Annotated in this window: 10 protein-coding genes; 5 read left to right on the top strand and 5 right to left on the bottom strand. The window is 67.8% G+C overall.

From position 1 onward, the window contains the following. Positions 1–420: 420 nt before the first annotated feature. The 3 genes from mutL to AC1DCJ_RS11340 are packed head-to-tail and all read left to right on the top strand — an operon-like array spanning position 421 to position 4190. Positions 421–2289 carry a DNA mismatch repair endonuclease MutL gene (mutL, locus tag AC1DCJ_RS11330; RefSeq protein ID WP_478070983.1) on the top strand — a complete coding sequence of 623 codons (1869 nt, stop codon included), beginning with the start codon at positions 421–423 and terminating at the stop codon, positions 2287–2289. A gap of 11 nt (positions 2290–2300) precedes the next feature. Next, positions 2301–3239: a DUF1684 domain-containing protein gene (locus AC1DCJ_RS11335; protein WP_141059274.1), complete on the top strand. Its 939-nt coding sequence runs from the start codon at positions 2301–2303 to the stop codon at positions 3237–3239. Between the two features lie 39 nt (positions 3240–3278). Further along, a complete protein-coding gene (locus AC1DCJ_RS11340; protein WP_478071053.1) occupies positions 3279–4190 on the top strand; it encodes a TraB/GumN family protein in 912 nt (303 codons plus the stop codon). Positions 4191–4266: 76 nt separating this feature from the next. On the opposite strand, the gene phaR is transcribed toward AC1DCJ_RS11340, so the two are convergent. The 3 genes from phaR to gluQRS form a co-directional block, all read right to left on the bottom strand. Further along, a complete protein-coding gene (phaR, locus tag AC1DCJ_RS11345) occupies positions 4267–4797 on the bottom strand; it encodes a polyhydroxyalkanoate synthesis repressor PhaR (RefSeq protein WP_137189966.1) in 531 nt (176 codons plus the stop codon). 384 nt (positions 4798–5181) lie between these two features. Next, positions 5182–5922, bottom strand: a complete 741-nt coding sequence (gene phbB, locus AC1DCJ_RS11350) for an acetoacetyl-CoA reductase (protein ID WP_038687383.1) — start codon at positions 5920–5922, stop codon at positions 5182–5184. A gap of 73 nt (positions 5923–5995) precedes the next feature. Then, positions 5996–6880 (bottom strand): tRNA glutamyl-Q(34) synthetase GluQRS, encoded by an 885-nt coding sequence (gluQRS, locus tag AC1DCJ_RS11355; protein ID WP_478070984.1) that lies wholly within the window; start codon positions 6878–6880, stop codon positions 5996–5998. A 93-nt stretch (positions 6881–6973) separates the two neighbouring features. Here gluQRS and htpX point away from each other — a divergent pair, with 93 nt between their 5' ends. Beyond that, entirely contained in the window at positions 6974–7840 is an 867-nt protein-coding gene (htpX, locus tag AC1DCJ_RS11360; protein WP_038687387.1) for a protease HtpX, read from the top strand. A 723-nt stretch (positions 7841–8563) separates the two neighbouring features. Here the strand turns inward: htpX and AC1DCJ_RS11365 are convergent. Continuing rightward, positions 8564–8950 (bottom strand): hypothetical protein, encoded by a 387-nt coding sequence (locus AC1DCJ_RS11365; protein ID WP_478070985.1) that lies wholly within the window; start codon positions 8948–8950, stop codon positions 8564–8566. Between the two features lie 164 nt (positions 8951–9114). Continuing rightward, positions 9115–9942, bottom strand: a complete 828-nt coding sequence (locus AC1DCJ_RS11370; protein WP_038687391.1) for an inositol monophosphatase family protein — start codon at positions 9940–9942, stop codon at positions 9115–9117. A gap of 121 nt (positions 9943–10063) precedes the next feature. Between AC1DCJ_RS11370 and AC1DCJ_RS11375 the strand changes: the two genes are divergently transcribed. Further along, positions 10064–10831, top strand: a complete 768-nt coding sequence (locus AC1DCJ_RS11375) for an RNA methyltransferase (RefSeq protein ID WP_038691999.1) — start codon at positions 10064–10066, stop codon at positions 10829–10831. The last annotated feature ends 32 nt before the right edge of the window (positions 10832–10863 follow it).

Here is a 10863-nt window from a genome sequence, read left to right on the forward strand (position 1 = left end):
ACGGTCGGCTCTACCGGGTCTGGGTCCGGTCCGCGGCGACGATCGCCACCACGTAGAGCCGACCGTTGGTCGGCTAYCGCGCGAAGCGCGCSCGCGTCCGGTTCCGTSACYGCGTKGCCCCATCGCAGAGCAGCCGACCAACGGTCGGCTCTACCGGGKMTGGGTCCRGTCCGSGGCGACGATCGCCACCACGTAGAGCCGACCGTTGGTCGGCTATCGCGCGAAGCGCGCCCGCGTCCGGTTCCGTCACCGCGTTGCCCCGTCGCAGAGCAGCCGACCAACGGTCGGCTCTACCGGCTCCCCACCACGTAGAACCGACCGTGGGTCGGCTGGCGGCCTACGCTATCATCTGTCGATGACGTACAGCCCCCGATTCCCCCTCGCTTCCGCCATCGCCTGTTCCCGCTGCGGGAGCGACGCATGAGCATTCGCCAGCTGCCCGAGATCCTGATCAACCAGATCGCCGCCGGCGAGGTGGTGGAGCGCCCGGCGTCGGTGGTTAAGGAACTGGTCGAAAACGCACTGGACGCCGGTGCCACCCGCGTGGACATCGACCTGGAAGAAGGCGGCGTCCGCCTGATCCGGATCCGTGACGATGGCGGCGGCATCGCGCCGGAGGAACTGCCGCTGGCGGTGTCCCGCCACGCCACCAGCAAGATCGCCAGCCTGGACGACCTCGAAGCGGTGGCCACGCTCGGCTTCCGTGGCGAAGCGCTGCCCTCGATCGCTTCGGTCAGCCGCTTCACCCTGGCCTCGCGCCGTCCCGGCGATGCGCACGGTTCGGCGCTGCAGATCGAAGGCGGCAAGCTCGGCGAAGTGACCCCGCGCGCGCATGCGCCGGGCACCACGGTGGAAGTGCGCGAGCTGTTCTACAACGTGCCGGCGCGGCGCAAGTTCCTGCGCGCCGAACGCACCGAGCTGGGCCATATCGAAGAGTGGCTGCGCTCGCTGGCGCTGGCCCGCCCGGACGTGGAGCTGCGGGTGTCGCACAACGGCAAGCCGTCGCGCCGCTACAAGCCCGGCGATCTGTATTCCGATACGCGCCTGGGCGAAACCCTGGGCGAGGATTTCGCCGCGCAGGCGCTGCGCGTGGATCACAGCGGCGCCGGCCTGCGCCTGCATGGCTGGATCGCGCAGCCGCACTATTCGCGTGCCAGCACCGACCAGCAATACCTCTACGTCAACGGCCGTTCGGTGCGTGACCGCAGCGTGGCCCACGCAGTGAAGATGGCCTATGGCGATGTGCTGTTCCACGGCCGCCAGCCGGCCTACGTGCTGTTCCTGGAACTGGACCCGACCCGGGTCGACGTCAACGTGCACCCGGCCAAGCACGAGGTGCGTTTCCGCGACTCGCGCCTGATCCATGATTTTGTCTACCGCACGCTGAAGGAAGCGCTGGCCGAAACGCGCGCCGGCATGACCGCCACCGCAGGTGCCGCCGAGGCGAACGCGTTGCCCGGCTCTGCGCCGGGCAGTGCGGCCGCTTACGGCACGCCTGGCGGCGGCTACGCGCTGGGCGGTGGTGGCGGGGGTGGCAGCATGGCCGGTCAGTGGCGCCCGCAGCAGTCACCGCTGGGCCTGCAGGTGGCCGATGCACCGTCGGCCTACGCCGCGCTATACGCCACGCCTGCCGGTGGCGTGTCCGCTGCGCTGCCGCCGATGCCCAGCTACAACGGCCTGCCCGCCACCGCAGCCGACAGTGGCGTGCCGCCGCTGGGCTACGCCGTGGCGCAGTTGCACGGCATCTACATCTTGGCCGAGAACGCCGAAGGCCTGATCGTGGTCGACATGCACGCCGCGCACGAGCGCATCGGCTACGAGCGCCTGAAGACCGCGCACGACGGCATGGGCCTGCACGCGCAGCCGCTGCTGGTGCCGATCACCCTGGCAGTGGGCGAGCGCGATGCCGACACCGCCGAGCGCGAGGCCGACACGCTGGTGGCGCTGGGCTTTGAGATCACCCGCTCCGGTCCGGGGTCGCTGCACGTGCGCAGCATTCCCGCGCTGCTGGCCAATGCCGAACCGGAAGGCCTGCTGCGTGACGTGCTCACCGACCTGCGCGAGCACGGCCAGAGCCGGCGCATCGCCAGCGCCCGCGACGAGCTGCTGTCCACGATGGCCTGCCACGGCGCCGTGCGCGCCAATCGGCGCCTGACCGTGCCGGAAATGAACGCGCTGCTGCGCGACATGGAAATCACCGAACGCTCGGGTCAGTGCAATCACGGCCGACCGACCTGGGCGCGTTTTTCACTGGCGGAAATCGACCGCTGGTTCCTGCGCGGACGTTGAAGGGGACAATCATGCGAACTTGGGGAAGGGCGCTGGGCGCGATCGTGCTGGCGGTGGGGCTGGCCGCGTGTGGCGACAAAGACGCGGCACCCACGGTGGCTGCCGCGGTGGATCCGGCATTCGCCGCCGAACAGCAGCAGTGGCGCCAGAAGCGCTACGAAGAACTGCACGCCGCCGACGGCTGGACCAGCCTGGTGGGCCTGCATTGGCTGGAGTACAAGGCGCACTACATCGGCAGCGGGCCGGGCAGTGGCATCCGCCTGGCGGTCGGGCCGGCCAAGCTGGGCATGGTGGCGCGCGACGGCGACACGGTATGGTTCACGCCTGAGCGTGGCGCTGCCCTGCGCGTGGGCGACACGCCGCTTACCGGTCGCATCCGCTTTGCCAGTGACCGCGACGCTGCCCCGACGTTGATTTCCTTCGACGACGGCAAGGGCCAGTTGAGCCTGATCCATCGCGGCGAGCGCTATGCGCTGCGGGTGAAACATGCCGACGCGGCCAGCCGGGCCAATTTCACGGGGCTGCAGTACTGGCCGGGCGGTCCGTCGTGGCGGGTGAACGCGCGCTTCGTGCCACACGCGCCGGGCAAGACGCTGCCCATCGTGGACATCACCGGGCTGACCACGCAGATGCCCAACGCCGGCGCACTGGAGTTCGAACGCGACGGCCGCACCTGGCGGCTGGAAGCGCTGGGCGAACCCGGGCGCGAGCTGTTCGTGATCTTCGCCGACCGCACCAGCGGGCACGGCAGCTACCCGGCCGGGCGCTATCTGGACGTGGCTGCACCGGATGCGAACGGCCAGGTGCAGCTGGATTTCAACCACGCCTACAATCCCCCGTGCGCGTTCACGCCGTTTGCAACGTGCCCGTTGGCGCCACCGGAAAACCGCCTGGACCTGCGTATTGACGCGGGCGAGCAGGCCTACCATACCCCTCAAGGAGAGGCCTGAACCATGTCGATGTTGTCGCGAATGCTGTCCCCGGTGTTGATGGTCGGCCTGCTGTTGGGCAGTGGCGTGGTGCAGGCGCGCGGTGACGCCCCGGCGGCCAAGGCCACGCCGCCGGTGCCGCTGTTGTGGAAGGTGACTGGCCCCGGCGACAGCCGGGTGTACCTGCTGGGTTCGTTCCACCTGCTGCGTGCGCAGGACTATCCGCTGGCGGCCGATGTGGACCAGGCGTTCGCGGCGTCCAAGCGGGTGGTGTTCGAACTGTCGCCGCAGGACATGCAGTCGCCGCAGCTGACCCAGAAGATGCTGCAGGCGGCGGTGCGCACCGACGGCACCGAGCTCAAGCGTGACCTGGACCCGGCGACGTGGACCAAACTGCAGGCCTACGCTACCGCGAACAATCTGCCCCTGGCGCAGCTGCAGGGCATGAAGCCGTGGTTCGTGGGGCTGACCATCACGCTGGGGCAGTTCACCAAGATGGGGCTGGACCCGAACCTCGGGCTGGATCGGCACTTCATGCAGCGCGCCGCGACGGCCGGCAAGCCGACCTCCGGGCTGGAGGACATCGACACCCAGGTCGGCGTGCTGTCGGGGATGTCGGCAGCCGAGCAGCAGCAGATGGTGGCCGAGGCGCTGGACCAGGCCGACAAGGCCGATGCGGAAGGCCGCAAGCTGCACGACGCGTGGCGCCGCGGCGATGACAAGCTGCTGTGGACCTCGATGGCCGCGCAGATGCGCGGTGAGTACCCGCAGCTGTACAAGCGCATCAACACCGAGCGCAATGACGCCTGGGTGCCCAAGCTGCAGCAGTACCTGCAGGCCGGGCAGGGCGGCACGCTGGTGGTGGTGGGCGCGCTGCACCTGCTGGGCGACGATGGTGTAGTGGACAAGCTCAAGGCCAAGGGCTTCAAGGTCGAGCGCGTGTGCACCGGGTGCGCCAAGCCTAAGCGCTGATCGCACGCGCGGCGGATACGAAAAAGGCGCGGCCGTGGGGCTGCGCCTTTTTCATTGCTCCGCGCTGGGTGTTGCCTCAGCGGCGGGTCTTGCCTGCGCCGGGCGCCGGGGTCTCCGGCTTGCCGGTACCGGTACCCGTGCCGGTCGAGGTACCACCGGGGCGCGGGCCGAAGCCGGGGCCCATGTTGCGCTGGAAGTCCTGCCAGAGCTCGAGGTTGCGCTCGGTCAGCTGGTTCATCATCGCCCACGGGGTCTGGCCGAGCAGGTTGCCCATCTGCTGGCGGAACTGCTGCTGCTGGTCCAGGAAGACCTGCATGCTGCGCTCCAGGTAGTTGCCCATGAAGCCCTGCAGCGAGTCGCCGTAGAAGCGGATCAGCTGGCTGAGCAGTTGGGTGGACAGCATCGGCTCGCCGTCCTGTTCCTGGTCGGCGATGATCTGCAGCAATACCGAGCGGGTCAGGTCGTCGCCGCTCTTGGCGTCGCGCACTTCGAAATCTTCGCCGTCGAGGATGAGCTGGCGCACATCTTCGATGGTGATGTAACTGGAAATTTCAGTGTCGTAGAGCCGGCGGTTCGGGTATTTCTTGATAATGCGGTTCGCAGCCATGAAACGGTCACTCATCACAGTAGGCGCGCAGCATGGCGCAGTGCAGCAGCACATGCAACCGCCGGAAGGCCCATGCGGCGGGGTACAGGACCGGTTTTATGTTGCGCAGCATGGATTTGCGCGGGGTGCAGCATTTGCAAATGGGGGAATATGTGCAGGCGTAAAAAGTCCTGCAAACGTTTTCTTGAAAATCCCCGGGGTAGAGCCGACCGTTGGTCGGCTGCCTTTGATCGCCTACCTTTTTGGATGGATTGCGTGCAGCCGACCAACGGTCGGCTCTACCGGGATTGTGTGCAGCCGACCAACGGTCGGCTCTACCGGATTGTGTGCAGCCGACCAACGGTCGGCTCTACCGGATTGTGTGCAGCCGACCAACGGTCGGCTCTACCAGCCCATGTGGTGGCCGCCGTTGATGTCCAGGTTCGATCCGGTGATCCACGAGGCTTCTTCGTTGACCAGGAAGGCGACCGCGTAGGCGATTTCCTCGGGCTTGCCGAGGCGGCCGGTAGGGATGTCGGCGATGATTTTGGCGCGCACTTCGTCGGGCACGGCCATCACCATGTCGGTGGCCACGTAGCCGGGGGAAATGGTGTTGACGGTGATGCCGAAGCCGGCGTTCTCGCGGGCCAGGGAGATGGTGAAGCCGTGCATGCCGGCCTTGGCCGCGGCGTAGTTGGCCTGGCCGTACTGGCCCTTCAGGCCGTTGATCGAGCTGATCTGGATGACCCGGCCCCAGCCACGGCGGCGCATGCCTTCGATGACCGGGCGGGTGACGTTGAACACCGAGTTGAGGTTGGTGTTGATGACGTCGTGCCACTGGTCGGCGCGCATGCGGTGGAAGGTGGTGTCGCGGGTGATGCCGGCGTTGTTGACCAGGATCTCGATCGGGCCGAGTGCTGCTTCCACCGCGTGGACCATGGCCTCGGCGGTGTCCGGGTCGGCGACGTCGCCGGGGAAGATCGCCACGTCGCAGCCGCGCGCCAGCATCATTTCGCGCCAGGCCAGGGCTTTGGCCTGGTCACGGTAGTTGGTGGCGACCCGATGGCCCTGGTCGGCCAGGCGTTGGCAGATGGCAGTACCGATACCGCCGGTTCCGCCGGTGACCAGTGCGACGCGAGATGTCATGGGCTGCTACTCCGAAAGGCTGTGCCAACAAGGGGGAAGGGGATTCTGCAACATCGCCGCGGCAAATGGGGCGTCAGCCGGGCGTGGCGGGTGGGGCGATGTCATGGGCGGGCAGGCGGGTGGGATCGAAGCCGGCACGGGCGTCGGCCAGCAACGGCGTCACGCCGGTCGCGTCGCGCACCACGGCCGGGTCTTGGCCCAAGGCCGCCCAGGCCTGGCGCAGGGCCGGCAGCGGTTCGGCCGGGTCGAGCGGGCGGGCGGCGTCGGACTTGGACAGCTTGCGGCCGTGCGCGTCCAGCAGCAGGGGCAGGTGCAGGTAGGCCGGGGTGGGCAGGCCAAGCGCGCGCTGGAGCAGGATCTGGCGCGGGGTGGAGTCGAGCAGGTCCGCGCCGCGCACCACGTCGGTGATGCCCTGTTGCCCATCGTCCACGACCACGGCCAGCTGGTAGGCCCAGTAACCATCGGCGCGCCGCAGCACGAAATCGCCGACGTCGGCGTGGACGTCCTGTTCCACCGGGCCGCGCAGGCCGTCGTGGAAGGTAATCCGGGTGCCGGGCGGCACCCGCAGGCGGATGGCCGGTTGCGCGCGCAGGCCGCGTGCCACACAGCGATGGTGGATGCCGTGCTGGTCGGCCAGTTCGCTGCGGCTGCAGTGGCAGGCAAACGCGGTGCCTTCGTCGAGCAGGCGCTCCAGGGCGCGCTGGTAGAGGGCGTCGCGCTGGCTCTGGCGCACGATCGGGCCGTCGCTGGCCAAGCCAAGCGCGCTCAGGCAGGCCAGTTGCTGGTCGATGGCACCGGGTACGGTGCGCGGGGGGTCGACGTCTTCCACGCGCACCCACCACTGCCCGCCGGCGTGGCGGGCGTGCAGCCAGCTGCCCAGTGCGGCGAGCAGCGAGCCGGGGTGCAGGGGGCCGGTGGGCGAGGGCGCGAAGCGGCCGCGGTAGGGGGTCATGGACATGAACTATGAATCGTCGGTCAGTTTGCGACTTGAATTCAACCTGAAGTCCCCGCAGATTTGCACTCATCCACCTCCCATGAGCGTCATTTCCCCATGTTCAGTCGCATTGCTCTCTTCCTTCTGACCAACCTTGCCGTGCTGGTCCTGGCGGGCATCGTGATGTCGGTGTTGGGCGTGAACCCCAACCAGATGAGCGGCCTGCTGGTGATGGCGGCCATCTTTGGCTTCGGTGGTTCCTTCATTTCACTGTTGCTGTCCAAGTGGATGGCCAAGCGTTCCACGGGCGCGGTGGTGATCACCGAGCCGCGCAATCCGACTGAGCGCTGGCTGCTGGCCACCGTGGAGCGGCAGGCCCGCGAGGCCGGCATCGGGATGCCGGAAGTGGCGGTGTACGACGGCCCGGAAATCAACGCGTTCGCAACCGGTGCCAACCGCAACAAGGCGCTGGTGGCGGTGTCCACGGGGCTGTTGCACAACATGAGCGAGGACGAGGCCGAGGCGGTGCTGGGCCACGAGATCGCGCACGTGGCCAACGGTGACATGATCACGATGGCGCTGCTGCAGGGCGTGTTGAATACGTTCGTGATCGTGCTGGCGCGCATCGTGGGCGGTTTCATCGACAGCGCGCTGTCGGGCAACCGCGAAGGCGGCGGCCGCGGCTTTGCGTACTACATCATCGTGTTCGTGCTGGAGATGGTGTTCGGTGTGTTCGCGACGATGATTTCGATGTGGTTCTCGCGCCACCGCGAGTTCCGCGCCGATGCCGGTGGTGCGCACCTGGCAGGCCGGCAGAAGATGATCGCGGCGCTGGAGCGGCTGAAGCTCAACCACGGCCAGAGCACGCTGCCGACGCAGATCGCGGCCTTCGGCATCGCCGGTTCGACGGCCCGCAAGCTGTTCATGAGCCACCCGCCGCTGGAAGAGCGCATCGCCGCCCTGAAGGCCAGCACCGCAGCCTGATCCACGTTTTACTGAAAGCTCAGAACGCCCGGCTTCGGCCGGGCGTTTTTGTGTCTGCGTTGTTCCCTGGTAGAGCCGGGCTCTGCCCGGCTGCCCTTGAGGCAAATGCAACGTCAAAGGCCTCATTTGCCCTGCATTCTCGGGCTGGGCAGGACGGTGTGGGTTCGCGGGACACGCTGCAAGTCCCGCTCCGCGGCCCGGCCCAGCCGCCGGCGGCTGTGCGTTCGGACGCATGCGAGGCAGTGCCTCGCAAGCAATGCGCCCTCACCCCTGTAAGCTCCGTCGCGCCATCCATGGCGCTCAGGGTCCCGCGAACCCACACCGTCCCGCCCTCGACAATGGGTCGGTGGCCATGCGAAGCAAAAGCACGTAGCCCCGCAGCGCTTCCAGCTCCTGCCGATGAAGTCCGCTCTACGCCCTGCCTTTTGCCCAGGCCACCGACCTCTGTCAGGGGCTGGGCCGGGTGGGGGTGCGGGACCCTGAGCCGCATGGATGCGGCGACGGAGCCTCCAAGGATGGATTCACGGCGTGTCCCGCACCCCCGCCCGGGCCAGCCCGCCCCCAGCAGGCGATGCGCATGGCGCTTTTCGCAGTTACCTTCGCAGTCGCCTTTGCAGTCACTCAGTCCCCGCAAACAACAACGGCGCCCCAGGGCGCCGTGGTCGGAGTAGTGGCGGGATGCAGTGGATTAGAGCCTGCCGTCAAATATGGCGGTGCGCCGGCTCAGGGCGTGATGTCGCGGTAGCCGGTCTTGTCCAGCACCGCCACCTGCGTGCCGCTGTCTTCATCGATGAAGCGCAAGGGGCGGGCGGGGGACTCGGTGCTGCCGGTCAGGACATACGCCACGCAGGACGCCATCAGCACGCGGTGGGAGAACGGGGTGTACGCCCAGGTCGGGCTCGTGGTGACATCGCCGCCGTCCTTGCCGGCCTTCTTCAGGCTCAGCGCGGCCGACGCCTGCAGGCTCGCGACCAGATCGGCGCAGGTCGCCGCGACCTCCTCGGGCAGGACCACCGGCCCTTCCGTGGACGACGGGTCCATCACCACCGACGCGGTCGCGTCATATCCCCCCAGCAGAAAGGCCAGGGAAAGAATCGCGCGCTTGTACATGGGTCTTCCTTGAAGGGTGCGCCGCGGCGCAATCAAAAAGTGTAGCGCGCGTGGCGGTGCGTTGCGGCCTCCCGTCTACCCCGGCCACGGTGGAAAGCCGGACGCACCGGCACAAAAAAACGGCGCCCAAGGGCGCCGTTCTTCGGTTTCAGCGCGGTGGCCGATCAGAACTTGGCGTCGAACTCCGCTGCGTAGCCGGTGTTGACCAGCACCTTCTGCAGCACATCGGTGTTCTTCACGTTGCCCGCCACGATCTGCTGGGTCTCCGGACCGCGGCTGTCCATACGGGCCGGGGTGGCGCCCTTGTAGTCACAGACCCGGCCACCGGCCTCGCGCACCAGCAGCACGCCGGCCGCGATGTCCCAGGCCTTCAGCCCGGCCTCGAAGTAGGCGTCGGCGCGGCCGCAGGCCACGTAGGCCAGATCCAGCGCGGCCGAACCGGTACGGCGCACGTCTTCGGCGTGCACCAGCAGCGCATCCACGGCCTTCAGCTGCGAACTGGCGCGCTGGCGCTCACGCGGGGCGAAACCGGTGTGGATCATCGCACCGCCCATGTCCTTGCGGTCGGCCACGCGGATGCGACGGTCGTTCAGCACCGCACCAGCGCCACGGCTGGCGGTGAACAGTTCATTGCGGAGCGGATCGAAGATCACCGCATCGATCGGCTCGCCGTTCTCGACCAGCGCGATGGACACACAGTAGTGCGGGAAGCCGCGCAGGTAGTTGCTGGTGCCGTCCAGCGGGTCGATCACCCACATGTACCGGTTTACACCCTGCACACCACCTTCTTCGCCCATGATCCCGTACTCGGGATAGGCGCGCTTGAGTTCCTTGACGATGACCTTTTCCGCATCCGCATCGACTTCACTGGCATAGTCCATGCGCCCCTTCTGCACGACGTTCAACGCCTCCAGCTTGTTGATGTTGCGCAACAGGACGTTGCCGGCGAGGCGGGCGGCCTTGACCATGACGGTGACGGCGGGTTTCTGCATGGCGAAAAGCTCCCGGAAAGGCAGAGTGGGGGGTACTGGCGGGGGAAAAGAGCGGTCCCGGCGCAGAGGCCGGTCGCACAGTTTACCATCTGTGGCTGTCCTGCTCGCGTTTGGCCTGTTCATGTCCGTTGAAACCGCTCCTACCCGTATCCGATTCGTCCTGGTCGGCACCCAGCACCCCGGCAACATGGGCGCTGCGGCGCGCGCCATGAAGACCATGGGCCTGTCCCGGCTGGTCCTGGTGGCACCGGAGAAGCCGCTGGATGATGAAGCGTTCCGGCGCTCGGCCGGCGCCGAGGACGTGCTCGGCGATGCGCCGGTCGTGGCCACCCTGGCCGAGGCCGTCGCCGACTGCACCCTGGTCCTGGGCTGCACCGCCCGCGCCCGCCGGGTCCAGCTGGAGGAACTGCTGCCGGCCGTCGCTGCCCAGCGCGCCCTGGCCAAGGCCGCCGAACCGGCCGAAGTGGCCTTCGTGTTCGGCCGCGAGCGCACCGGCCTGACCAACGAGGAACTGCAGCTGTGCCACCTGGCCGTGCATATCCCGTCCAACCCCGACTTCAGTTCATTGAACCTGGCTGCGGCCGTGCAGGTGCTGGCCTATGAAACGCGCATGGCCGTGCTCGGTGGTATCGACGGCGCGGCCCCGGCCGACCCCGAGTTCCGCGAGCAGCCGGCCAGCCATGCGCAGGTCGAAGGCATGTTCACCCAGCTCGGCCAGGCCCTGGACGATATCGACTTCCACAAGGGCCGCGCCCCGGAATCGGCCATGCGCAAACTGCGCCGCCTGTTCCTGCGCACCGGATTGAGCGAACAGGAAGTGCGCCTGTTGCGCGGCATCCTGTCCGACGCCCAGCGGATGGCACGATTGGCCAACGCCAAGCCCGAATGAGCTGACGCAGTTCTCACTTTTTCGGGTAGGCT

The sequence above is a fragment of the Stenotrophomonas sp. 10N36 genome (assembly GCF_056395005.1).